Source organism: Thauera sp. JM12B12, assembly GCF_039614725.1.
Classification (GTDB): Bacteria; Pseudomonadota; Gammaproteobacteria; order Burkholderiales; family Rhodocyclaceae; genus Thauera.
In genome coordinates, this window is the sequence record NZ_CP154859.1 from 4,034,064 (window position 1) to 4,056,405 (window position 22,342).

The following is a 22,342-nucleotide window of genomic DNA, read 5'->3' on the forward strand; positions in this document are numbered from 1 at the left end:
CGAGTCAACCAGATTGAAGCACGCGCGGTGCATGCAGCGCATCCGCATCGCGTATCCATAACGACTCGACCGCAGACCGCTCGCAGCCTGGCTTCGAGCGAAGCGGCGCAACGCCCGGAGGGAGGAGGCAGAAGATGATCCTGGGCTCGGCACGCAAGCCCGCGGCCCCTTCAGCCGCAGTGGGACGAACGGAGACGCGCGCGGCCGAACTGGACGACTTCGGCCTGCTCGGCCGCGCGCCCTGCTTTGCCGCCGCGATGGATCTGGTGCGGCGCTATGCCGGAACCAGCGCCCATGTGCTGATCCAGGGCGAGACCGGCACCGGCAAGGAACTGGCGGCGCGCGCCATGCACTACCTCGGGCCGCGCCGCTACAAGCCCTTCGTGCCGATCAACTGTGGCGCCCTGCCCGACAACCTGGTCGAGAACGAGCTGTTCGGCCATGCCCGCGGCGCCTTCACCGACGCACGCGAGAGCCAGCCCGGCGTTGTGGGCGACGCCGACGGCGGCACGCTGTTCCTGGACGAGATCGAATGCCTGTCGCACAAGGGCCAGGTGGCCCTGCTGCGCTTCCTGCAGGACGGGCACTACCGCCCGCTCGGCGGGCGCAGCCTGGTGCAGGCCGACGTGCGCGTGATCGCCGCCAGCAACCGCGACTTCGAGGCCATGGTGCAGGAGGGCAGTTTCCGCCAGGACCTGTTCTATCGCCTCGCGATCATGTCGGTCACGCTGCCGCCGCTGCGCACGCGCGGCGAGGACGTGCTGCAGCTCATCGAGCACTTCCTGCAGCGCTTCGCGCGCCTGTACGAACGGCCGGCGCCCGTACTCGACGATCGGGCGCGACACCAGGCGCTGGCCTACGCCTGGCCCGGCAACATCCGCGAGCTCGAGAACGTGGTGCACCGCCAGTTCCTGCTCGCCGACGGCGGCGCGCTGCGCCTGGAGCTCGGTGTCGAGGACTGCGCGCACAGTGGCACGACGGTCGCCGCCCCCGAGGGGCTCGCCGACATGGACATGAAGACCGCCAAGGCCACCGTCATCGCCCGCTTCGAGCGCGACTACCTCGAGCAGCTGATCGCCGCCACCGGCGGCAACGTGTCGGCCGCCGCCCAACGCGCGGGCAAGGAACGCCGCGCCTTCGGCAAGCTGCTCAAGAAATACGGCATCGAGCGCAACCGCTACGCAGGCTGAACGGACCGGACGCCGGCGACTGTCGTCCTGCGGATCGCCGCCTGCCGTTAAACTCGGGGCTTTCGCCGCCTTCGCCGCTGCATCCGCGCCCTGCCGGCGGGTGCCGCGGAGGCCTCGCGCCCACGACCGGCCCGCACGCCGGCCCTCGAACGACGCCCTGCACGATGCCGCCGAGCCCCGCTGCCACCCTGCCCCGCGCCCTCGCCCTCGCGTACGCGCTGCTGGTGGCCTATGCCTGCCTGCATCCGCTCACCGGCTGGCGCGACAGCGGGCTGCCACCGTTCGACTGGCTGTGGGCGCCATGGCCGAAGTACTTCATCCTCGAAGACTTCCTGTTCAACATCCTCGGCTACCTGCCGCTCGGCTTCCTCGTCGCGGCCGCGCTGCCGGGGAGCTGGGGTTTCGGACGGCGGGTGCTCGTGGCGACCCTGATCGGTGCGCTGCTGAGCCTGGGGCTCGAGAGCGCGCAGAACTTCCTGCCCACACGCATCGCCAGCAACCTCGACCTCGGCGGCAATGCCGCCGGCGCCCTCGTCGGCGCGCTGCTGGGTGCGCGCTGGAGCGGAGCCCTGTTCGGTCCGCTGGGTCAGCTGCAGCGCTGGCGGGCGCGCTATGTGATCGGCGGGGGCAGCGGCGAGGCCGGGCTGGTGCTGCTGGCGCTCTGGCTGCTGGGCCAGTTCAGCGCCACCGACCTGCTGTTCTCCAGCGGCGACCTGCGCAGCCTGCTCGACGTCCCGACCCCGCTGCCCTTCCGCGCCGACCGCTTCATCGCCTTCGACACCGCGCTGACCGCGAGCGCCCTGCTCGCAGTGGGCCTGTTCACCCGCTGCATGACGCGCGGCGCCAACCCGCTGCCGGTGCTGCTCACGCTGGCGCTGGGCATCGGCGCCAAGACGCTGGCCACCTGGGCCTTCTTCACGCCTGCCGCGCCGCTGGCCTGGCTCACCCCCGGCGCCGAGCGCGGCCTCGCCATCGGCGCTGCGCTGCTGCTGCCCTGCCTGCTGCTGCCGCGGCTGGCCCAGCACGCGATTGCCGGCACGAGCCTGCTGTTGGCCACCGCGCTCGCCAACCTCATCCCCGAGAACCCCTACCTGCCCTACGACCGCCAGCTGGCGGCCTTCAGCAACGTGCTCAACTTCCACGGCCTCACCGGGCTGGTCGATGGCCTGTGGCCCTACGTCGCCCTGGCCTACCTGTCGGCGCTCGGCCTGTGGCGCGGCGAGCACCTCGGCGGACCGCCCTCGCGCCGCGGGCCGCGCCTATAATCCGGCCACCCGCACCCCCGCCCCGGTGGGCGGTGCCCCCACCCCCGGGAGCCCCCATGAGCTACTTCAAGCACCACGTCTTCTTCTGCTGCAACCAGCGCGCCGCCGGCGAGTCCTGCTGCAACGACCATCAGGCAAGCGCGCTGCAGACCTACGCCAAGGAACGCACCGCCGCGCTCGGCCTCAAGGGCAAGGGCAGCGTGCGGGTGAACAAGGCGGGTTGCCTCGGACGCTGCGACGACGGCCCGGTGATCGTCGTCTATCCCGACAACGTCTGGTACACCTACATCGACAAGGAAGACGTCGACGAGATCATCGACAGCCATCTGGTACATGGCCGTGTCGTCGAGCGCCTGCGCCTGCCGGAGGACGCCGCATGAGCCGCCCGCTGCCCACCGAAGCCGCCCTGCTACGCGGCCCTGCCGGCGCCATCGAGGTGCTGATCGACGCCCCGGAAGCCGTGAAGGGCATCGCGCTGGTCTGCCACCCGCACCCGCTGTTCGGCGGCGCCAACACCAACAAGGTCGCGCACACGCTGGCGCGCGCCTACCGCGACCTCGGCTTCGCGGTGATCCGGCCCAACTTCCGCGGCGTCGGCAAGAGCGAGGGCGAGCACGACCACGGCGAGGGCGAGACCGAGGACATGCTGTCGGTGCTGAGCTGGGCCGAGTCGCGCTGGGGCGCGCTGCCGCTGGCGCTTGGCGGCTTCTCCTTCGGCGGCTACGTGCAGGTGCGCGTGGCCAACCGCCTCGCCGAGGGCATCGCGCCGCCGCGTCAGCTCGTGCTGGTGGGCATGGCCGCCGGCGACACCACCGGCAGCGGCCGCCGCTACGACACCCCGGCGCTGCCGAAGGGCATCCCCGCGCTGGTCATTCACGGCGAGAACGACGACACCGTGGCGCTCGCCAACGTGCTCGACTGGGCGCGCCCGCAGGAGCAGCCGGTCATCGTCATCCCCGGCGCCGACCACTTCTTCCACGGCAAGCTGCACCTGATCCGCGAGCTGATCGCGCGCAACGTCGCTCCTGCCTGAGCCGCACCGACCGCTTTCCCTAATTTCGGGCGCGGCGCGCGCGGCGTATCGTCTCCTGCACGCCACGGGAGACACGCCGCCATGAAACTGCTCGCCTCGCTCACCAGCCCCTACGCACGCAAGATCCGCATCGTCCTCGACGAGAAGGGCTTGCCCTTCGAGCTCGTCGTCGACTCCCCCTGGGAGGCCAACACCCGCATCCCCGAGTTGAACCCACTCGGCAAGGTGCCCGTGCTGATCGCCGACAGCGGCGAGACCTTCTTCGACTCGCCGGTCATCGCCGGCTACCTCGAAACCCTCGACACCGCACCCGCGCTGCTGCCCGCCAGCGGCCTCGACGCCGTGCGCGTGCGCCAGACCGAGGCGCTGGCCGACGGCGTCACCGACGCCGCCGTCGCCGCGCTGCTCGAATCGCGCCGCCCCGACGGCGAGCGCAGCGACCGCGAGATCACCCGCCAGAAGGACAAGATCGACCGCGGCCTCGCCGAGCTCGAGCGCCGCCTCGACGATCGCCACTGGTTCAACGGCAACGCCATGCAGCTCGGCGACATCGCCGCCGCCGTCGCCCTCGGCTACCTCGACCTGCGCTTCGCCGCTCTGGACTGGCGCGGGCGGCATCCGGGGCTGGTGCCGTTTGCGGAAAGGATGTTCGGGCGCGAGAGCTTCAAGCGCACGCAGCCGCCGGCGGGGTGAGGGCATGAGCCAATGAAAGACCTGACCTCAGGCTCACGCTGTCAGTAACGACACTGCGCGATCAGCAAGACTTCGCCCTCGACCGCATACACCAGCCGGTGGCGGTCATCGATGCGGCGCGACCCGAACTCCGCTAGCTGGTGCTTCAACGGCTCGGGCTTGCCGATGCCCGTGAAGGGATGCCGACGGATGTCCTCGATCAGCGTATTGATCTGCTTGAGCTGCTTGCGGTCGGTCTCGTGCCAGTAGAGGCAGTCCTCCCAGGCGTGATCCGAGAACCTAGACTGCATCGTCCGTCTCGATCAGCGCGCGCGGCTCGCCACCGCCTGCGCGCAACTGCTCCACCGACTCCATCAGGCGCTTCGCACCCTTCGGTGAGCGCAGCAGATACGCCGTCTCTTCGAGCGCGTTGTAATCGTCCAGCGACATGATCACCATTGGCTTGCCGCGCTGCGTCGTCAGCAGCACCGGCGCGCAGTCCTCGTTGACGCTGCGCATCACCTGCGCCAGGTGCGTGCGGGTGTAGTTGTAGGTCAGGGCTTCCATCGCGGTCTCCAGGTTCCACTTTGTACAACGTTCAGCACAACCCTCACGCGCTCGCACCCGCGGCGTGGCGCGAGCGCGTGAGCAGATGAAAGACCTGACCCCGGGATCTGCGGGATCTGAGCACGTGCGGGATCTGAGCACGGGATCCCAACCACCACACCCCTTTGTCACATGTTGACAAGCCGATCCGGAGCACTTGTCAGATTCCGCCCCCGGATCGTGTCAACTCAGCGGAACTAGTTCACGGAAAACTGGGGTTTTGAGACTGGCACGGGGATTGCAGATGGGTACGCAAGCGGATCTTTCCGTGGTTTCCCATCAAGGAGAACTGAAATGAAAAAGATGCAGCAAGGCTTCACCCTGATCGAACTGATGATCGTCGTTGCGATTATTGGCATTCTGGCGGCGGTGGCGCTGCCGGCGTACCGGGATTATGTCGTTCAGGCTGCGGGCGGCGCAGCGATGAAGGGAGTTAGTGCTTGGGTTTCGAAGGCGCAGGTCTGTGTTCAAGCTGGAGTTGGATGTGCAGAGATGCATGCTGAGGCTAAGCCGGCTGAACTAGTCGTAGCAGCCGCCATTGCAGATGGTGTTGGTGGCACCGCCGTCTGGACTAATGACAAGTGCGTGGTGACTGCCACCCTCGGTGCCGATGGCGGCCTCACTTACGGAGCAGTAGGCGTGGATGCTGCTAACAATGCTCTTTGCACCGCAGGCGCAGGCCTCTGATGTATTGCTGTCGATAAATATGACCGAGGCTGTTGATAAAGGATAGCAGTAGCGCAGTAGCAGCCCCCTTAAAGGAGCCCGCCATGAACAGCTTGGCGGGCTCTTTTACTTGGCAGCGCAAGTAATGCTCTGATCTCAAAATGGCTCAACTGGTGTTCCAGCGTGCTGAAGACTCACCAAGTAAAACTGAGCCTTATGCTTCTCTTCAGCTTGAGGAAGTCGTGATGAAAAGAGTCCAACAAGGATTCACGCTTGTCGAACTGATGATTGTTGTTGCGATTATCGGGATCCTGGCGGCAGTAGCTCTACCGAGTTACCGTAATTACGTTGCCCAAGCACAAGGTGCGGCAGCTATGAAAGGTGTTCTGAGTTGGGCTGCTAAAGCGCAAGCATGTGTTATGACTGGGCTTGGATGTGTTTCGCTCTCAGCCGAACTTGCAACCGTTTCACAACTGGCAGGCTCTTCGGCAATTTCGGATGGAGTCGCATCTACGCTGGTATGGGATACGGGTACTTGTTCGGTTACGGCGACGATAACCCCACAAGGCGGTATTTCCTATGCGGCAGCCAGTACGGGATCGGGAGCGACGAACTCGCAGTGTCAGTCTGGTGCAGGCTTGTGAATGGTGAAAGGAGAGAGTGAATAGGGGGTCAGGTCTTTCATTCACTCAGGGGTCAGGGGTCCAGGGGTCAGGGGTCAGGTCTTTCATTTGCTCACCTAACAGCGTGATGCACAAGGCTGTGAACGATCCGAAAAGCTGTATGTCATAGACCTATCTCCAGACTCCTTGTCCTGCAACGATGCGCGGCCAACTCGACCCCCAGTCCTCGATGTTCCACTACTTCTCGCCGGAGTCGCGTGTGCCGGCGGATCATCCGCTGCGACGGGTGAAGCGTTTGGCCGACCGTGCCCTGGGCGCAATTTCTGGGGAGTTGGACGCGCTGTACTCCTCGGTCGGTCGCCCATCGATTCCGCCAGAGCGACTGCTCAAGGCGCAATTGCTGATTGCGCTGTATTCGGTTCGCTCGGACCGGCAGTTCTGCGAACAACTCGACCACAACATCCTGTTCCGCTGGTTTCTCGACATGGATCTCGAGAGCCCGACGCTGGACCAGTCGAACTTCAGCCGCCTGCGCGAACGCCTGGTTGCCACCGACGTGGCCCGACGCTTCTTCGATGAGGTCGTCAATCTGGCCCGCAAGCAGAAGCTGCTGTCCTCGGACCACTTCACGGTCGACGGCACGCTGATCGATGCCTGGGCTTCGTTCAAGAGCTTCAAGCCCAAGGGTGGCACCCCGCCCAAGGACGGTGATGACGGCACCGGGATGGTCGACTTCAAGGGCGAGAAGCGCTCGAACGCCACGCATCAAAGCACGACCGATCCCGAGTCTCGACTCATGCGCAAGGGCAACGGCCAGCCGGCCAAGCTCAGCTATGGCGGGCATGTGCTCATGGAGAACCGCAATGGGCTGTGCGTCGACATCCTCATCACCGAATCGACCCAGGCCGAGCACCGTGCCGCGCGGCAGCTGCTCACTCGCGCACGACGACGGCACATTCACCCCAAGACGCTCGGCGCCGACAAGGGCTACCACGTGAAGGAATTTGTCGCGCACTTGCGCGAGCACGCGGTGCGACCGCACATCGCGCGCATCAAGGATCGGAAGACGCCCGGCCTGGATGGGCGAACCACCCGAACCAAGGGTTACCAGGTCAGCCAGCGAAAGCGAAAGCGCGTCGAGGAGATCTTCGGTTGGTTGAAAACGGTCGGCGGATTGCGAAAGACCCGTTTCATCGGCCAGGCGAAGACCCAGATGGCGGCCTTCATTTCTGGTGCTGCATACAACCTGCTCCGAATCGCGAAATTGAGCGTTTCGGAGGTGAAGGCATGAGCGCAGGTGCGCAAACGGGCCTTCGTGGTCGCCCTTGCGGCCACGAAGACAATTCGAACGCGGAGCGAAGGCGATTCCGGAAAACGATGTCACGATGAAACTCGACCTGAACCTCAGTGCTGGCGCGGTACCGCCGGCTTTTGCATCACGCTGCTAACCTCACCTCACCTCACCTCACCTCACCTCGCCCTCAAGCCCGCCGCGCTCACGCCCGGCGGGCTTTCTCTTTCTTGGCCCGACTGCCGCCCAGCTCGTCCTTCATACCAGCGGCAAGCCCGTCTGCATCCACGGCAGCGCCGCGCGCAGCCGCGACAGTTCCTGATCCACGACCAGCCACACCACATCGACGTCGACCGCCAGAAAGTCCTGCACCAGGATGTCCCTGAAGCCGGATATCGCACGCCAAGGCGCATCCTGCCCGCTTGCCGCTCGTATCCGGAAACCTCGGACGCCGTCGATCAGCGGCCCACGCTTGCGCACGACATGCCCTCGTCTACAGTGAAAGCACCGGCACGCCGCGCCACGCCGGCCTCGCACAACGACAACGGAGACCGGAACATGGCCGAGAAGCTCGAACCCCACATCGCGCAGAAATCGCCCTTTGCCGTCGAGGTCGAGGCGGGCGGGAAGTACTTCTGGTGCGCCTGTGGCCACAGCAAGAAGCAGCCTTTCTGCGACGGCTCGCACAAGGGCACCGGGTTCGCGCCCGTCGCCTTTACCGCCGAGCAATCGGGCACCGTCTATCTGTGCGGCTGCAAGCACACGGCCAACGCGCCGTATTGCGACGGCACCCACGCCAAGCTGTGACCGGCCGGTGATGCGCGCCCTGCTCGCCTGCCTGTGCCTGTTGCTGCCCTTTGCCGCCGCGCGCGCCGAGACGGGCGAAGCGGCCTTGTGGGCAGCCCTGCGCGATGGCGGCCACGTCGCATTGATCCGCCACGCGCTCGCCCCCGGCACCGGCGACCCGCCCGGCTTCCGGGTCGATGACTGCGCCACCCAGCGCAACCTGTCGGCGGCAGGGCGGGCGCAGGCGCGTGCGATCGGCGAGCGCTTTCGCGCCAACGGCATCGCCACCGCGGCGATTTTCTCCAGCCAGTGGTGCCGCTGCCTGGATACCGCGCGCGAGATGGGATTGGGCGAAGCGGTGGCCTTTCCGGGGCTGAACTCCTTTTTCGCCGACCGCGGCGAGGAGGCGTGGCACACCGCCGCGGCGCGCGCGCTGATCGCGGAACGCGCGCACGGCCCCGTGCCGCTGGTGCTGGTGACGCACCAGGTCAACATCACCGCGCTGTCGGGGGTGTTCCCGGCCTCGGGCGAGATCATCGTGATGCGGCTCCACGGCGCCACGCTGAGCCTCGCAGGCCGCATCCGGACCGATTGAAGCGACCGCCCACGCCCTCGGTCGCAGGCGCTGCGCGAGGGCGCCCCGCCCATGCGCTCGCAGCCAGGCCGGCGTACGCGCGCGCGGCTTGATCCGGCACAGGGCGTTGGCGACCCAGGTCTGGGACAATGGCGGTCGTGCCACGATGGATCTCCCGACCATGTCCGAGCCCCCCTCCGCCCCCAGCCCCGCGGCCGACGCCCCGCGCGCCCTGCTCGTCCTCACCAACCTGCCCGATGCCGCGCACGCGCAAACGCTCGCCGCGGCGCTGGTCGAGGCGCGTCTGGCGGCCTGCGTGAACATCCTTGCTCCCTGCACCTCGGTGTACCGCTGGCAGGGCGCGGTCGAGACCACGACCGAGGTGCCGCTGCTGATCAAGACCACGCCGGCGCGCTACGCCGAACTCGAGGCCGCGATCCGCGCACATCATCCCTATGAACTTCCCGAGATCGTCTCAGTCCCTGTGACGCAGGGCCTGCCCGCGTATATCGACTGGGTCGCTGCCGAAACCGCAGCCGCAGAATGAGCGCCGCGCGCAAACCTTCATGAAGATCACGATGCATCGTCTGCTGCTCCTGCTCGCGCTGGTCGCGAGTCTCCTCGCCCCCACGCTGTCCCGCGCCAACCCGATCGAGCCCGAGAAGGCCTTCGCGATGCGCGCGCAAGCGCTCGATGCGCAGACGGTGGAGGTGGTGTTCGAGGTCGCCAAGGACTACTACCTCTACGGCGACAAGTTCCGCTTCGAGGCCGAACCCGCCAGCGTGACGTTCGGGACGCCGGAAAAACCCATCGGCAAGAAGCACAAGGATGACTTCTTCGGCGAGGTGGAGACCCACCGCAACGAGTTGCGCATCCTGCTGCCGGTACAGGCGCCGCCGGGTGTGACCCGGTTCGAGCTGTTCGCCACCGTACAGGGCTGCTGGGACGGCGGCATCTGCTACCCGCCGACCACGCAGCAGGCTGCGATCGACCTCACCGCGCCACCGAAGAAGGCCGGCGGCGGCTTCCTCGCCAGCGTGCTCGGCGGGGGCTCGGGCACGGCCGAGCCGACCGCAGCTTCCGCGACCCCCGCCTCCAGCGCGACCTCGGCGTCTGCCGGGGTCGACGTCTCCAGCGACGAAACCGGCGACATCGCCCGCATGCTCGCGGGCGCCAGCGTGCCGATCATCCTGCTGAGCTTCTTCGGCTTCGGCCTGCTGCTCGCCTTCACGCCCTGCACCTTCCCGATGATTCCGATCCTGTCGGGCATCATCGTCGGCCAGGGCAACAAGGTCTCGCACCTGCGCGCCTTCGTGCTGTCGCTCGCCTACGTGCTCGGCATGGCGGCGACCTATGCGCTCGCCGGGGTCGCCGCCGGCATGACCGGCACCATGCTGTCGGCCGCGCTGCAGAACGTGTGGGTGCTGTCGGCCTTCGCCGTGCTGTTCGTGCTGCTGTCGCTGTCGATGTTCGGCTTCTACGAGCTGCAGCTGCCCACCGCGCTGCAGAGCAGGCTCGCCGACACCGCCAGCCACGGCAAGGGTGGCCACCTCGGCGGCGTGACCCTGATGGGCGTGCTGTCGGCGCTGATCGTCGGCCCCTGCGTGGCGGCGCCGCTGGCCGGCGCCCTGCTCTACATCGCGCAGACCGGCGATGCCGTGCTCGGCGGCTGGGCGCTGTTCGCGATGGGCCTGGGCATGGGCGCGCCGCTGCTGGCGGTGGGCGTGGCCTCGCGCAGCCTGCTGCCCAAGGTCGGGCCGTGGATGGAAGGGGTCAAGAAGGCCTTCGGCGTCATGCTGCTGGCGGTGGCGCTGTGGATGATCACCCCGGTGATCCCGGCGCTGGCGATGATGCTGGGCTGGGCGGCGCTGCTGCTGTTCTCGGCCATCTTCCTGCACGCCATCGATCCGCTGCCGCACAACGCGAAGGGCTGGCAGCGCTTCTGGAAGGGCGTGGGCGTGGTGCTGCTGCTGGCTGGCGCGGCGATCCTGATCGGCGCGCTCGCCGGCTCGCGCGATCCGCTGCAGCCGCTGTCGGTGCTGCGCGCGCAGGCTGCGGCGACGGTGAACGTGCCGCAGTTCGAGAAGGTGAATTCCATCGCCGAACTCGACGCCCGCCTGGCCCAAACCGACCGCCCGGTGATGCTCGACTTCTATGCCGACTGGTGCGTGTCGTGCAAGGAGATGGAGCGCTTCACCTTCAGCGACGCGCGCGTGGCCGAGCGCATGGGGCAGATGCTGCTGCTCAAGGCCGACGTCACCGCCAACAACGACGAGCACAAGGCGCTGCTCAAGCGCTTCGGCCTGTTCGGCCCGCCGGGCATCATCTTCTTCGACGCCGCAGGCAAGGAGCGCGAAGGCCTGCGCGTGGTGGGCTTCATGAAGGCTGAGCCGTTCGCGACGGTGCTGGATCGGGCGCTCTGAGCGAGTCCGGGGTTTTTCCCCTACAATCCCGGCTTTCCCCTTACCGTTCAAACCCTTCATGTTCTCCGGCATCGTCGCGGCCGTCGGCCGCATCGAACACATCGAGCCACTCGCGGACGGCATCCGCCTCAGCGTAGACACCAACGGCCTGGACCTGTCCGACGTCATCCTCGGCGACAGCATCGCCCACAGCGGGGTGTGCCTGACCGTGGTCGAGATGAACGGCGCGCTGCTCAAGTACGACGTCTCGCGCGAGACGCTGAACTGCACCGTGGGCCTGGACGCCGTCGGCAACGAGGTGAACCTGGAGAAGGCGCTGCGCCTGGCCGACCGCCTGGGCGGCCACTTGGTCACCGGCCATGTGGACGGCGTGGGCGAGGTGATGAAGTTCGCCCCCATCGGCGAGAGCCACGAACTGGTGATCCGCGCCCCGGCGGCGATCGCCGGCTACATCGCCAGGAAGGGCTCGATCACCGTCAATGGCGTCAGCCTCACCGTGAATCGCGTCGAAGGCCGAGACTTCTGGATCAACCTGATCCCGCACACCGTGGCGATGACCAACCTCAAGCATCTGGCCGCCGGCAGCAAGGTCAACCTCGAGATCGACCTCATCGCCCGCTACGTCGAGCGCATGCTCGAGTGGAAACGGGACGAGGCGGCGCAGGCCTGACCATCGCCACCGCCCGGCCCCCATGCCACGCCGCACGGCCCGCAAGAACGCACACAAAGGACACAGCATGAGCGCACTCGCGCCGATTACCGAGATCATCGACGACATCAAGGCCGGCCGCATGGTCATCCTGGTCGACGAGGAAGACCGCGAGAACGAGGGCGACCTCGTGATGGCGGCCGAATTCGTCACCCCCGAGGCGATCAACTTCATGGCCAAGCACGGCCGCGGCCTGATCTGCCTCACGCTCACCGACGAGCGCTGCCGCCAGCTCGGCCTGCAGCAGATGGTGCGCGACAACCGCACGCCGCACGGCACCGCGTTCACGGTGTCGATCGAGGCCGCCACCGGCGTCACCACCGGCATCTCGGCGCACGACCGCGCGCGCACCGTGCAGGTCGCGGTCGGCCGCCACGCCAAGCCCGAGGACATCGTCACCCCGGGCCACATCTTCCCGCTCACCGCGCAGAAGGGCGGCGTGCTGATCCGCGCCGGCCACACCGAGGCCGGCTGCGACCTCGCCCAGCTCGCCGGGCTGGAGCCTGCGTCGGTGATCTGCGAGATCCTCAAGGACGACGGCACCATGGCGCGCCTGCCCGACCTCATCGAGTTCGGCAAGGAACACGGTCTCAAGATCGGCGCCATCCGCGACCTGATCGAATACCGCGCCGCCACCGAGCACCTGATCGAGAAGGTCAGCGAGAAGGACGTCGACACCGCCCACGGCCGCTTCACGCTGTCGGCCTTCGAGGACAAGACCTCGGGCGACGTGCATTTCGCGCTGTCGCGCGGCGACATCGCACCCGAGCGCGAGACCCTGGTGCGGGTGCACGAGCCGATCTCGGTGGTCGACTTCCTCGACCCGGCGAGCGGCCGCCACAGCTTCCCGGTGAATGACTCGCTCGCGACCCTCGCCGCAGCCGAGGCCGGCGTGATCGTGCTGCTCTACCGCCCGATGTCGGGCCGCGAGCTGCTCGCCAGCCTCAACGGCACGCAGGACCGCCCGGTGAAATGGGACGCGCGCCTGTTCGGCGTCGGCGCGCAGATCCTGCGCGCGCTGAACGTCGGCAAGATGCGCCTGCTCGCCAGCCCGCGCAAGATCCCGAGCATGACCGGCTTCGGGCTGGAGATCACCGGCTTCGTCGACAAGAACTGACCGAATCACAGAGAACCGCATGCAACGCAACCAACCCGAAAACGCCCGCCAGGGCGCCCGCTACGACGGCATCGCCGAGATCGACCCCAGCTTCGACGGCGCCGGCGTGCGCGTCGGCATCGTCATGGCGCGCTTCAACCTCGACATCTGCGAGGGCCTGCTGTCGGCGTGCACCGACGAGCTGATCACGCTCGGCGTCGCACGCAGCGACATCCGCATCGTGACCGTGCCCGGCGCGCTCGAGATCCCGCTGGTGCTGCAGACCATGGCGAAGAGCGGCCAGTACGACGCGCTGGTGGCGCTCGGTGCGGTGATCCGCGGCGAGACCTACCACTTCGAGCTCGTCTCCAACGAGATGGGCGCGGGCGTGACCCGCGTCGGCCTCGACACCGGCCTGCCGATCGCCAACGGCGTGCTGACCACCGAGGACGAAGACCAGGCGATCGCGCGCATGCGCGAGAAGGGCGCCGACTGCGCCCGCGCCGCGGTCGAGATGGCGAACCTGCTGAAGGTGGTGCGATGAGCGACGTCGACAACACCAGCCCGGCGCCCGAGGGTAGCGGCGCCCCCAACCCGACCAGCAAGATGGCCCGCCGCCGCGCGCGCGAGCTGGCCCTGCAGGGGGTCTATCAGTGGCTGCTGTCGGGCAACTCGACGACCACCGTGCAGCGTCACCTGGAGTCCGAGACCGAGAACCTCGACCGCATCGACCGCGAGCTGTTCGTCACCCTGCTGCGCGGCGCGGCCGGCAGCGCCGACGAGTTGCGCGGCGATTTCGAGCCGCTGCTGTCGCGCCCGCTCGCCGAGCTGTCGCCGATCGAGCACGCCATCCTGCTGCTCGGCAGCTACGAGCTGCGCCACAACATCGAGACGCCCTATCGCGTGGTGATCAACGAGGCGATCGAGCTCGCCAAGGGCTACGGCGGCACCGATGGCCACAAGTTCGTCAATGGCGTGCTCGACAAGCTCGCCGCACGCATCCGGCCGGAAGAAGTCGAAGCCGCGCGCCAGGCGCGGCGCTGATCACGGCAAGCCAGGCGGGCGCGGCAGCCTGCGAGATTGCCGTGGGAGCGGGCTTGCCCGCGAATGGAGCGGACGCGACCCCCTTTTCGAGGGCACGCCCGCTCCCACGAAAGCCGCTCCGCGAAAGCCTCGGCCCCTAGGGCCGCCGCGCACGCAGCAACACGCGCTCGCCGGCAAGGAGCTGCAGGCTCGCGTCGGGCGCGAGCGCAAAACCGGTGACGCGGCCGGCGGCTTCGATGAAGCGGCGCTCCTCCTCCATCGCGCCCGGCTCGCACGCCATCTTCGTCGCCCCCAGCGGCGACAGCCGCAAGCCCTCGCCTGAGAGCGCATAGCGGCCGAAGTAGCGGTTGCACGCCGCGATACCGGCGAGCCGACCTTCAGGCGCAAAGTTCACGGTAACGCGGGTTGGGTCCGCCACCGCCCTGCCGTCGATCTCCACCACCTCCCACGCTCCACCCTGCAGCAGCTCGGCCGGGTCTCCGCCGCAGCCCTTCAGGACCCGGCCCTGCCAGCGTACCGCCACCGTCCGCGGGTGCGGCATGCCGCTCATGCTGTCGACGCAGTGGCGCGCGAACACGACCGCCGTCAGCGGCCCGCCGGCGGACACGGCCTCGTAGCTGCGCATGCCGTCGCCGTCGACCACCAGCGGACCAGGGGCGAACACGTGCGTGTCGCCATGATCGAGCAGCAGCGACAGCCCATCGGCGCGCACGTCAAGCCGCCAGCCGGGCTCGTTGCCCACGGCGCGGAACACGGGCTTCTCCGCGACCAGGCGGCATTCGGGCTGTGCCACGCCGGCCAGCTCCAGCCTCGCCGCGTCGCCCTTGACCCAGATCGATGTGCGCTCGTCATCCACCGACACCCGCTTTACGCCGGACGCGGTACGTACCGGATGCAGCGTGTAGGTGCGCCCAGCCGCCTGCAGGGTCGAGAGCTCGCCGAAATGGCGTAGGGTGACGGTCTGCTCACCGCAGCGGAACTGCACCGGCGGCTGGGGATCGAGTGGCAGCACGGCCGCGCGTCCGGGCGCCTCGCCGCTGTCGGCCGATGGCGTGGGCGAGGCGGCCGACGATGACTTCGTGGCCGAGATCGCGGACGATTCGGCGCGATCGCCGAACAGCGAGCAACCACCCAGCACCAGCGCGAGCGGAAGGAGAAAAAGCGGACGAAGCACCATGGAGTAAACTCCCTTCCATATCGAATTGACGGCGGGCACGCCTGCCCGCGCACGCCGTGACCCAGCCAACGCCGCCAAGCGCTACCACAGCGGCGCCGACTCTAGCACGCACGCCCGAGCACCCGAATGCACGAAATGTCACTCGCCGAGAATGTGCGCGAGATCGTCGAAGACGCCGCTGGCGCGCAGGGGTTCCGCCATGTGCGCCGGATCGTGCTCGAGATCGGCGAGCTGGCGGCGGTCGAAGCCGATGCATTGCGGTTCTGTCTGGATGTCGTGCTGGAGGGCTCGGTCGCCGAGGGCGCGGCGCTGGAGTTCGTCCGCACGCCCGGTGCGGGCTGGTGCGCGGCCTGCGCGCGGACGGTGGCGCTGCACGAACGCTACGACCCCTGCCCGCACTGCGGCGCCTACGGGCTGGACGTGCGCGCCGGGGCGCAGATGCGGGTGAGCGCGCTCGACGTCGATTGACGGTGCCACGAGGGAGGATCGGAAGAAATGTGCACGGTATGCGGCTGCGGGGGTGAAGGACAGGTCGGGCTGGCCCATGGTGGCGCGCGCGGCGTGCGTGCGAAGCGCGCCGCGACGAAGCCCGCGGACGCGCCGCACCAATGGCGCGCACTCGGGAATCCCGCGCCCGCAACCCGCCCCGCCGGCCACCAGCACCTGCACTTCGGCGCAGGCCCGGCACGCGCCCACGTCCCCGGCCTCGGCCAGACCGAGATGCTGCGCATCGAGCGCGACATCCTCGGCAAGAACGACGCCCTCGCCGCGCACAACCGCGCCAGCCTCGCCGCGCGCGGCATCCTGGCGCTCAACCTGGTCTCCAGCCCGGGGTCGGGCAAGACCGCGCTGCTGGTGAGCACGCTGCAGCGGATCGCCGGCCGCATTCCGGCCGCAGTGATCGAGGGCGACCAGCAGACCGAATTCGACGCCGAGCGCATCCGCGCCACCGGCGTCGAGGCGCTGCAGATCAACACCGGCAAGGGCTGTCACCTCGACGCCGACATGGTCGCCCGCGCCCTGCCCCGGCTCGCGCTCGCCGATGGCGGCCTGCTCTTCATCGAGAACGTCGGCAACCTCGTCTGCCCGGCCGCGTTCGACCTCGGCGAGGCACACAAGGTGGTGATCCTGTCGGTGACCGAGGGCGAGGACAAGCCGCTGAAGTACCCCGACATGTTCGCCGCCGCCGACCTGATGCTGCTCAACAAGGTCGATCTGCTGCCCTACCTGCAGTTCGACCTGGCGCGCGCGATCGGCTACGCGCTGCGGGTGAATCCGCGCCTGCAGGTGATCCAGACCTCGGCCACCGGCGGCGACGGGCTGGACGAATGGCTCGCCTGGCTCGAGACCCGGCTTGCGAATACGCGCCGGATCGACTCCCAGCACTCAAGCCCGCCGGCATGAGCCCCCCATCCGGAACCGCGCCCGCGGCCACCGTCCCCTGTGGGAGCGGGCTTGCCCGCGAACGCCTGCCCACCAAGCTCGATGCCCGCCCGGAGGAAATCCTTCGCGGGCAAGGCCGCTCCGACCGCGCCGGTGCCGGTGTTGCTGCCGGTATGCGGACGGGGCATCCCATCCTCGCGCTCGGCGCCTGGTTCAAGCACGCGGCCTGCCTGCTGGATTCGGACGGCTTGACCTTCGGCCCCAATCTGGGCGACCTCGACAACGCCGAGGCCTGCGCCGGCGTCGAGCCGGCGGTGGACGCGTTGCTCGCGGCCGCAAGCGGCCAGGCGCGCGCAGTCGCCCATGACCTCCACCCCGACTTCCACTCCACCCGCGTCGCGCTCGCCACCGCGCACCGGCTCGGCGTGCCGGCGATCGGCGTGCAGCACCATCACGCCCACATCGGCGCGGTGCTGGCCGAGCATGCGCGCTTCGACGCCCACCCGGTGCTCGGCCTCGCCCTCGACGGGGTCGGGCTCGGCAGCGATGGCGAGGCCTGGGGCGGCGAACTGCTGCTGGTCGAAGGCGCACGCTTCCAGCGCCTCGGCCGCCTGCGCCCGCTGCGCCTGCCCGGCGGCGACCGCGCCGCGCGCGAGCCTTGGCGCATGGCGGCGGCGCTGCTGCACGCCTGTGGCCGCGGCGACGAGATCGCCGACCGCTTCGCCCACCATCCCGCCGCGGCGATGCTGGCGCAGGTGCTCGCACGGCCCGCGCTGAGCCCGCCGACCTCCAGCCTCGGCCGCCACTTCGACGCCGCCGCCGCCCTGCTCGGCATCTGCGAGCGGATGCGGTTCGAGGCCGAGGCGGCGATCGCGCTCGAGCGGCTGGCTGCGCGGCAATCCGCGCCCGCGGTCGATCCGGCGGACTGGCACATCATCGAAGCCGTCAGCGCGTCGGCGACCGGTGTCGGGCGCCCCGACGGGAACGGCGTCGGCACCGCCGCCGTGCCGTTCGAGCTCGATCTCCACCCTCTGCTGCGCCGCCTCGCCGACGCGCCCGACGCCGCGCGCGGCGCCGCACGCTTTCACGCCACCCTCGCCGCCGCGCTCATCGACTGGGTGCGCAGGGCCAGCGCGCTCACCGGCTGCGACACCGTGGTGCTGGGCGGCGGCTGCCTGCACAATCGGCTGCTCGCCGACGCCCTGCACGCCGGCCTGCCCGCGCACGGATTCAAGGTGCTCGGCGCGCGCAGCCTGTCGCCCGGCGACGCCGCGCTCGCCCTCGGCCAGGCCTGGGTCGCGCTGCACCAACTCACCCACAAGGACACCTGAAAATGTGCCTCGCCATCCCCGCCCGCGTGATCGAACGCCTCGAGGGCGACGACGCCGTCGTCGAGCTCGACGGCGTGCGCAAGACCATCTCGCTCGCGCTCGTGGACGATGTCGCGGTGGGCGACTACGTCATCGTCCATGTCGGCTTCGCCCTCGGTCGGCTCGACCCCGAGGAAGCCGCGCAGACCCTCGCGCTGTTCGCCGCGACCGGCGCCGGCTCGGCCGCGCCATGAAATACGTCGACGCGTTCCGCGACGGCGCACTCGCCGCCGGACTGGCGCAGGCGATCGCGCGCGAGGTCGAGCCCGGCCGCGACTACGCCTTCATGGAGTTCTGCGGCGGCCACACCCATGCCATCTCGCGCTACGGCGTGGCCGACCTGCTGCCGCGCACCGTGCGCCTGATCCATGGTCCCGGCTGCCCGGTATGCGTGCTACCGGTCGGCCGCATCGACATGGCGATCCGCCTCGCGCTGGCACGGCCGGAGGTCACGCTGTGCACCTACGCCGACTGCCTGCGCATCCCGGCCTCGGACGGCCTCTCGCTGCTCAAGGCACGCGCCCGTGGCGCCGACGTGCGCATGGTGTATTCCGCCGCCGATGCGCTCGCCCTCGCCGAGCGCATGCCCGAGCGCGAAGTCGTGTTCTTCGCGATCGGCTTCGAGACCACCACGCCGCCCACCGCGCGCGTCATCGAGCTGGCCGCGCAGCGCGGGCTCGCCAATTTCAGCGTGATCTGCAACCACGTGCTCACGCCGCCGGCGATCGAGGCCCTGCTCGCCGCGCCGGCGGCGGACAGTCCGGGGCGCCCGCGCCTGGCCGGCATCCTCGGCCCCGCCCATGTGTCGGTGATCATCGGCAGCGCGCCCTACGCCTTCGCCGCGACCCGCCACCACATGCCGGTCGTCATCACCGGCTTCGAGCCGCTCGACGTCATGCAGGCGGTGCGCATGCTGGTGCGCCAGGTCAATGAGGGCCGCGCCGAGGTCGAGAACGAATACACACGCGCGGTCACCCCCGAGGGCAACCGCAAGGCGCAGGCACTCATCGACGCGGTGCTCGCGCCGCGGCCGCAGTTCGACTGGCGCGGCCTCGGCAGTCTGCCCGCCTCGGCGCTGCGCATCCGCCCGGCGTTCGCGGCCTGGGACGCAGAAGTGAAGTTCGGCCTCGAGGACCGCCCGGTGCCCGATCACAAGTCCTGCGCGTGCGCGGCCATCCTGTGCGGCGCCAAGGCGCCGACCGACTGCAAGCTGTTCGGCACCGCGTGCACACCGGAGACGCCGCTCGGCGCCTGCATGGTGTCCTCCGAGGGCGCCTGCGCGGCGCACTACAACTACGGTCGCTTCCGCGACCCGGCCGGAGCCTGATCCGCATGTCCTGCCCCCCTTACGCGCGGCCGCTCGACCTGCGCGATGGCCGCGTCGACCTCGGCCATGGCGCAGGCGGCCGCGCCATGCAGCAGCTCATCGCCCAGCTCTTCGCGCGCGCCTTCGACAACTCCGAGCTCGGCCGCGGCGACGATGGCGCGGTGCTGCCCGCACCGGCACCCGGCGAGCGCCTGGTGATGGCCACCGACGGCCACGTCGTCAGCCCGCTGTTCTTCCCCGGCGGCGACATCGGCAGCCTGTCGGTGCACGGCACGGTGAACGACCTCGCGGTGATGGGCGCGCGCCCGCTCTGGCTGGCGGCCGGGTTCATCCTCGAGGAAGGCTTTCCGCTCGCCGACCTCGCCCGCATCGTCGCCTCGATGGCTGGCGCCGCACGGGCAGCGGGCGTGCGCATCGTCACCGGCGACACCAAGGTCGTCGAGCAGGGCAAGGGCGACGGCGTGTTCATCACCACCACCGGCATCGGCGCCCTGCCCGCCGGGCGTGACCCGGGCGGCGCGCGCGCCCGGCCCGGCGACGCGGTGCTGGTGTCGGGCACCCTCGGCGACCACGGCATGGCGATCATGGCGCAGCGCGAGGCGCTCGGCTTCGAGTCGGCGATCGTCTCCGACAGCGCCGCCCTGCACGGCCTGGTCGAGACGCTCTACGCCGCGGTGCCGGCGGAGGCGATCCACGTGCTGCGCGACCCCACCCGCGGCGGGCTGGCCAGCACGCTCAACGAAATCGCCACCCAGTCGGGCGTCGGCATGATGCTTGACGAGCGCGCGATCCCGGTGGCGCCGCAGGTGCAGGCGGCCTGCGAGCTGCTCGGTCTCGATCCGCTCAACGTCGCCAACGAAGGCAAGCTGGTGGTGATCTGCGCCACCGAGTCCGCCGAGGCCGCGCTCGCCGCCCTGCGCGCCCACCCGCTCGGCGCGGCGGCTGCGCGCATCGGCGAGGTGAGCGCGGACAGCCGCTGCTTCGTACAGCTGCGCACCACGCTCGGCGGCCGGCGCATGGTCGACTGGCTGGCGGGCGAACAGCTGCCGCGCATCTGCTGAGGCCCGGGCGACGGCCGCGACACGGCCTTCAGGACGCGCGCAACAACGCGCCCTTACAACTCATTACCGCGCGAAACACCTGCGCCAGGGGCTTTCACCTATCGTTGCAGCGGAGACAGCAGAAACACGGAAGGGGCCGGTGCGGCCTGCGCCCGCCCCGCCTCCGTGTCCCTTTTTGCAGGACGCCGCCATGACTTCCCGATCCCGCACGTGGTCCCTGATGCTCGCCGCCGCCCTCGCGCTCGGCGGCTGCGCGGTCGTGCCGGTCGACGACTACGGCTACTACGAGGACGACGCCCCTTACTACGCGCGCGAGACCGTCATCGTCACCCCGCCGCCGCGCGTGGAATACCGCGGCCTGCCACCCGCCGCCGGCTACATCTGGATCGATGGCTACTGGAATTGGATAGGCCACCGCCACGACTGGGTGCCGGGCTACTGGTCGCCGCCAGGCGCACGTCCCATCGTCCGCCACCGCCACTTCGAGCGCGATCGCGACGACGATCGCCGCGGGCAATGGTGGCGCGAACACCGCAACACGCGAGACGCCGACCGCCGGGACGACCACGCCGACCGCAAGCGCTGGCGCGATGACGCACGGCGCGAAGGCGACCGCGACGGCTGGCCGAGACGCGGCGACGCGCGCGAACGCCTGCACCAGGAGACAGAGCGCCGGCGCACGCGCGACAGCGAAGGACCACGCCGCTTCGAGGGGCGGCCGATCGCGCCGCAAGCGGCGCCTGCAGGCGACGCGCGCCGGCCGCCGACCGCAAGCGCCGAACGCGATGGTCCACGCGGGCGTGATGGCGCACGCGGCGGCGATCGCGAGACGCGCACACCCTACCGCCGTGATGACGGACGTCCGGACGGGCGCGTTGCGCCCGGCACGGAGGACCGCGGCGAGCGGCGGCGCCACGACGACGGCCGTCCGCCGTGGCGCGACCGCCTGCGCGAGACCGGCACGAACTGAAGCGCTCGCCGCGCCGGCGGCCCCCCCCGGCGGCCCCCCAGCTCGCCGGGGCGAGCTGCTGCCGACGCAGCGCCCGAGGTTGCTCCCTTTCCGCATCGCAGCGAAAATCACGGTTTGTCCGCCGGCACCCCGGCGGCTCCTCCCGCGACGGACCCACCCGGTCCGTTCAAGACCACTCCTCCGGGCAAAACCATGATGAAACTCTCCTCGCTGCTGATGCTTTCCCTCACCGCCGGCGCGCTGCTCGCCGGCTGCGGCAAGAACGAACCTGCCGTCCAGTCCGCCGCAGCCCCGGCTACCCCGGCCGCTCCGGCGAAGATCGTCATCGGCCTCGACGACAACTTCCCGCCGATGGGCTTCCGCAACGAGAAGAACGAGCTCGTCGGCTTCGACATCGATCTGGCGAAGGAAGCCGCCAAGCGCCTCGGCATCGAGGTCGAGTTCAAGCCGATCGACTGGAGCGCCAAGGAAGCCGAGCTCAACGGCAAGCGTGTCGATGCGCTGTGGAACGGCCTCACCATCACCGAGGAACGCCGGAAGAACATCGGCTTCACCAGCGCCTACATGGAGAACCACCAGATCATCGTGGTGCCGGCCAACTCGACCGTGAAGACCAAGGCCGACCTCGCCGGCAAGGTCATCGGCATCCAGGACGGCAGCAGCGCGATCGACGCGGTGCAGAAGGATCCGGTCGCCGCCTCGTTCAAGGAGCTGAAGAAGTTCGGCGACAACGTCACCGCGCTGATGGACCTCACCACCGGCCGCCTCGACGCCGTGGTGCTCGACGAGGTCGTGGGCCGCTACTACACCGCCAAGAAACCCAACGACTATGTGGTGCTCGACGACCACTTCGGCACCGAGGAATACGGCGTCGGCACGCGCAAGGACGACACCGAGCTGCTGGCGAAGCTGCAGAAGGCGATGGACGAGATGAAGGCCGACGGCAGCGCGGCGCGCATCTCCACCGAGTGGTTCGGCAAGGACATCATCAAGTAAGTCCCCCGCCGAAAGCACAGACACTGTGGGAGCGGGCTTGCCCGCGAATGGGCGCCGCTGCAGGCCTTTTTCGCGGGCAT

The 22,342-nt window shown here is 69.3% G+C and carries 28 protein-coding genes; 24 read left to right on the forward strand and 4 right to left on the reverse strand.

Annotated features, from left to right (window positions below; genetic code table 11):
* The first annotated feature begins 134 nt into the window (after positions 1 to 134).
* From AAG895_RS18250 to AAG895_RS18270, 5 genes are all read left to right on the forward strand, one after another.
* Positions 135 to 1,190, forward strand: coding sequence for a sigma-54 dependent transcriptional regulator (locus AAG895_RS18250; protein WP_345793391.1), 1,056 nt, complete (start codon positions 135 to 137; stop codon positions 1,188 to 1,190).
* A gap of 164 nt (positions 1,191 to 1,354) precedes the next feature.
* Positions 1,355 to 2,455, forward strand: a complete 1,101-nt coding sequence (locus tag AAG895_RS18255) for a VanZ family protein (protein ID WP_345793392.1) — start codon at positions 1,355 to 1,357, stop codon at positions 2,453 to 2,455.
* A 56-nt stretch (positions 2,456 to 2,511) separates the two neighbouring features.
* Positions 2,512 to 2,835, forward strand: a complete 324-nt coding sequence (locus tag AAG895_RS18260; protein WP_345793393.1) for a ferredoxin — start codon at positions 2,512 to 2,514, stop codon at positions 2,833 to 2,835.
* On the forward strand, positions 2,832 to 3,488 hold the full coding sequence (locus AAG895_RS18265) for an alpha/beta fold hydrolase (protein ID WP_345793394.1): 657 nt from the start codon (positions 2,832 to 2,834) through the stop codon (positions 3,486 to 3,488). The genes AAG895_RS18260 and AAG895_RS18265 overlap by 4 nt, the downstream gene beginning before the upstream one ends.
* A gap of 81 nt (positions 3,489 to 3,569) precedes the next feature.
* Complete coding sequence (locus AAG895_RS18270; RefSeq protein WP_345793395.1) at positions 3,570 to 4,181, forward strand: glutathione S-transferase; 612 nt, start codon at positions 3,570 to 3,572, stop codon at positions 4,179 to 4,181.
* Positions 4,182 to 4,222: 41 nt separating this feature from the next.
* Here AAG895_RS18270 and AAG895_RS18275 read toward each other — a convergent pair whose 3' ends face one another.
* Complete coding sequence (locus AAG895_RS18275; RefSeq protein ID WP_345793396.1) at positions 4,223 to 4,471, reverse strand: Txe/YoeB family addiction module toxin; 249 nt, start codon at positions 4,469 to 4,471, stop codon at positions 4,223 to 4,225.
* Positions 4,461 to 4,727 (reverse strand): type II toxin-antitoxin system prevent-host-death family antitoxin, encoded by a 267-nt coding sequence (locus AAG895_RS18280; protein WP_345793397.1) that lies wholly within the window; start codon positions 4,725 to 4,727, stop codon positions 4,461 to 4,463. The genes AAG895_RS18275 and AAG895_RS18280 overlap by 11 nt, the downstream gene beginning before the upstream one ends.
* A 333-nt stretch (positions 4,728 to 5,060) precedes the next feature.
* Between AAG895_RS18280 and AAG895_RS18285 the strand changes: the two genes are divergently transcribed.
* The 3 genes from AAG895_RS18285 to AAG895_RS18295 all read left to right on the forward strand — a co-directional run bounded on the left by AAG895_RS18285 (position 5,061) and on the right by AAG895_RS18295 (position 7,346).
* On the forward strand, positions 5,061 to 5,453 hold the full coding sequence (locus tag AAG895_RS18285) for a prepilin-type N-terminal cleavage/methylation domain-containing protein (RefSeq protein WP_345793398.1): 393 nt from the start codon (positions 5,061 to 5,063) through the stop codon (positions 5,451 to 5,453).
* 224 nt (positions 5,454 to 5,677) lie between these two features.
* A complete protein-coding gene (locus tag AAG895_RS18290) occupies positions 5,678 to 6,076 on the forward strand; it encodes a prepilin-type N-terminal cleavage/methylation domain-containing protein (RefSeq protein ID WP_345795335.1) in 399 nt (132 codons plus the stop codon).
* Between the two features lie 178 nt (positions 6,077 to 6,254).
* Entirely contained in the window at positions 6,255 to 7,346 is a 1,092-nt protein-coding gene (locus AAG895_RS18295; RefSeq protein ID WP_345793399.1) for an IS5 family transposase, read from the forward strand.
* Positions 7,347 to 7,604: 258 nt separating this feature from the next.
* On the opposite strand, the gene AAG895_RS18300 is transcribed toward AAG895_RS18295, so the two are convergent.
* A complete protein-coding gene (locus AAG895_RS18300; protein WP_345793400.1) occupies positions 7,605 to 7,826 on the reverse strand; it encodes a HepT-like ribonuclease domain-containing protein in 222 nt (73 codons plus the stop codon).
* Between the two features lie 78 nt (positions 7,827 to 7,904).
* Between AAG895_RS18300 and AAG895_RS18305 the strand changes: the two genes are divergently transcribed.
* The 8 genes from AAG895_RS18305 (at position 7,905) to nusB (ending at position 13,978) form a co-directional block, all read left to right on the forward strand.
* On the forward strand, positions 7,905 to 8,153 hold the full coding sequence (locus tag AAG895_RS18305; RefSeq protein WP_345793401.1) for a CDGSH iron-sulfur domain-containing protein: 249 nt from the start codon (positions 7,905 to 7,907) through the stop codon (positions 8,151 to 8,153).
* 10 nt (positions 8,154 to 8,163) lie between these two features.
* Positions 8,164 to 8,727 (forward strand): histidine phosphatase family protein, encoded by a 564-nt coding sequence (locus AAG895_RS18310; protein ID WP_345793402.1) that lies wholly within the window; start codon positions 8,164 to 8,166, stop codon positions 8,725 to 8,727.
* A 160-nt stretch (positions 8,728 to 8,887) separates the two neighbouring features.
* Entirely contained in the window at positions 8,888 to 9,253 is a 366-nt protein-coding gene (gene cutA / locus AAG895_RS18315) for a divalent-cation tolerance protein CutA (RefSeq protein ID WP_345793403.1), read from the forward strand.
* Between the two features lie 31 nt (positions 9,254 to 9,284).
* Positions 9,285 to 11,129, forward strand: a complete 1,845-nt coding sequence (gene dsbD / locus AAG895_RS18320; RefSeq protein ID WP_345795336.1) for a protein-disulfide reductase DsbD — start codon at positions 9,285 to 9,287, stop codon at positions 11,127 to 11,129.
* 58 nt (positions 11,130 to 11,187) lie between these two features.
* A complete protein-coding gene (locus AAG895_RS18325; protein WP_345793404.1) occupies positions 11,188 to 11,799 on the forward strand; it encodes a riboflavin synthase in 612 nt (203 codons plus the stop codon).
* 67 nt (positions 11,800 to 11,866) lie between these two features.
* Positions 11,867 to 12,955 (forward strand): bifunctional 3,4-dihydroxy-2-butanone-4-phosphate synthase/GTP cyclohydrolase II, encoded by a 1,089-nt coding sequence (gene ribBA, locus AAG895_RS18330; protein WP_345793405.1) that lies wholly within the window; start codon positions 11,867 to 11,869, stop codon positions 12,953 to 12,955.
* A gap of 19 nt (positions 12,956 to 12,974) precedes the next feature.
* On the forward strand, positions 12,975 to 13,478 hold the full coding sequence (gene ribH, locus AAG895_RS18335; RefSeq protein WP_345793406.1) for a 6,7-dimethyl-8-ribityllumazine synthase: 504 nt from the start codon (positions 12,975 to 12,977) through the stop codon (positions 13,476 to 13,478).
* Complete coding sequence (nusB, locus tag AAG895_RS18340) at positions 13,475 to 13,978, forward strand: transcription antitermination factor NusB (RefSeq protein WP_345793407.1); 504 nt, start codon at positions 13,475 to 13,477, stop codon at positions 13,976 to 13,978. Before ribH ends, nusB begins: the two co-directional genes overlap by 4 nt.
* Before the next feature lie 136 nt (positions 13,979 to 14,114).
* Here nusB and AAG895_RS18345 read toward each other — a convergent pair whose 3' ends face one another.
* Positions 14,115 to 15,155, reverse strand: a complete 1,041-nt coding sequence (locus AAG895_RS18345; protein ID WP_345793408.1) for an META domain-containing protein — start codon at positions 15,153 to 15,155, stop codon at positions 14,115 to 14,117.
* A 126-nt stretch (positions 15,156 to 15,281) separates the two neighbouring features.
* On the opposite strand from AAG895_RS18345, the gene hypA reads away from it, so the two are divergent.
* The 8 genes from hypA (at position 15,282) to AAG895_RS18385 (ending at position 22,262) form a co-directional block, all read left to right on the forward strand.
* Entirely contained in the window at positions 15,282 to 15,623 is a 342-nt protein-coding gene (hypA, locus tag AAG895_RS18350) for a hydrogenase maturation nickel metallochaperone HypA (RefSeq protein ID WP_345793409.1), read from the forward strand.
* 27 nt (positions 15,624 to 15,650) lie between these two features.
* Complete coding sequence (hypB, locus tag AAG895_RS18355; RefSeq protein WP_345793410.1) at positions 15,651 to 16,559, forward strand: hydrogenase nickel incorporation protein HypB; 909 nt, start codon at positions 15,651 to 15,653, stop codon at positions 16,557 to 16,559.
* Positions 16,556 to 17,869, forward strand: coding sequence for a carbamoyltransferase HypF (locus tag AAG895_RS18360; protein ID WP_345793411.1), 1,314 nt, complete (start codon positions 16,556 to 16,558; stop codon positions 17,867 to 17,869). The genes hypB and AAG895_RS18360 overlap by 4 nt, the downstream gene beginning before the upstream one ends.
* A 2-nt stretch (positions 17,870 to 17,871) precedes the next feature.
* Positions 17,872 to 18,102 (forward strand): HypC/HybG/HupF family hydrogenase formation chaperone, encoded by a 231-nt coding sequence (locus AAG895_RS18365; protein WP_345793412.1) that lies wholly within the window; start codon positions 17,872 to 17,874, stop codon positions 18,100 to 18,102.
* Positions 18,099 to 19,235, forward strand: coding sequence for a hydrogenase formation protein HypD (gene hypD / locus AAG895_RS18370; protein WP_345793413.1), 1,137 nt, complete (start codon positions 18,099 to 18,101; stop codon positions 19,233 to 19,235). Before AAG895_RS18365 ends, hypD begins: the two co-directional genes overlap by 4 nt.
* A gap of 5 nt (positions 19,236 to 19,240) precedes the next feature.
* On the forward strand, positions 19,241 to 20,296 hold the full coding sequence (gene hypE / locus AAG895_RS18375; RefSeq protein WP_345793414.1) for a hydrogenase expression/formation protein HypE: 1,056 nt from the start codon (positions 19,241 to 19,243) through the stop codon (positions 20,294 to 20,296).
* A gap of 190 nt (positions 20,297 to 20,486) precedes the next feature.
* Complete coding sequence (locus AAG895_RS18380) at positions 20,487 to 21,266, forward strand: hypothetical protein (protein WP_345793415.1); 780 nt, start codon at positions 20,487 to 20,489, stop codon at positions 21,264 to 21,266.
* Between the two features lie 195 nt (positions 21,267 to 21,461).
* A complete protein-coding gene (locus AAG895_RS18385) occupies positions 21,462 to 22,262 on the forward strand; it encodes an amino acid ABC transporter substrate-binding protein (protein ID WP_345795337.1) in 801 nt (266 codons plus the stop codon).
* The last annotated feature ends 80 nt before the right edge of the window (positions 22,263 to 22,342 follow it).